The following is a 609-nucleotide window of genomic DNA, read 5'->3' as shown; positions in this document are numbered from 1 at the left end:
TCGCGCTGACGGTGGCGGTGTAGGTGATTACGCCGCCTTCGCCGATGGTGGTTACGTCGGCAGTGAGTTTGACCGTGCTGGTGTTGATGGTGTCGGCAACATCGGTCACGGCTGGGGTGGTGTCTACCACCAGGCTCTCGAAGTCACCGCCGTCGGTGCTCTCAATGGTCGCGTCGACAGTGCCGGCGTCGATGTAGACGTCGTCGGTTGGCGCATCGAACTGCACGCTGCCTTCGGTTTCGCCGGCCTTGATCTCGATGACGGCACCGTTGCTCAAGGTCACGGTCATGTCGGTACCGGCCTTGTTGGTCAAGGTCGCGGTGTAGGTGATCTTGCCGCCTTCGTCGACCGATGGGGTCGCAGTCAGGGACAGACCGGTCTCGTTCTGGGTGTCCGGGCTGTCGGTGACGGTGATCGTGGTTTCGCCGGAGGCGACCAGCTCTTCGAAGTTACCGCCGCTGACGTCCTTGATGCTGTTGGTCAGGTCCAGGTTGCTGGTGTGGACGTTGTTTGGCGCGATGTCCTGCACGGTGCCGGTGGTCTGACCCACTTCAATCACGATCTGCTGACCGTTGGTGAGGTTGATCACCAGCGGCTTGTCGGTGACTT

General features: G+C 61.4%; 1 protein-coding gene. It reads right to left on the bottom strand.

What is annotated here, in order from left to right:
- Window positions 1–609 (bottom strand): immunoglobulin-like domain-containing protein (locus NPS47_RS25930; RefSeq protein WP_337993428.1); only part of this gene is annotated, 609 nt, incomplete at both ends.

Source organism: Pseudomonas putida (genome assembly GCF_028682475.1).
In the GTDB taxonomy this organism is placed as follows: Bacteria; Pseudomonadota; Gammaproteobacteria; order Pseudomonadales; family Pseudomonadaceae; genus Aquipseudomonas; species Aquipseudomonas putida_AG.
The sequence above is the reverse complement of the archived record's forward strand: the minus strand, read 5'-3'. Positions and strand labels throughout refer to the sequence as shown.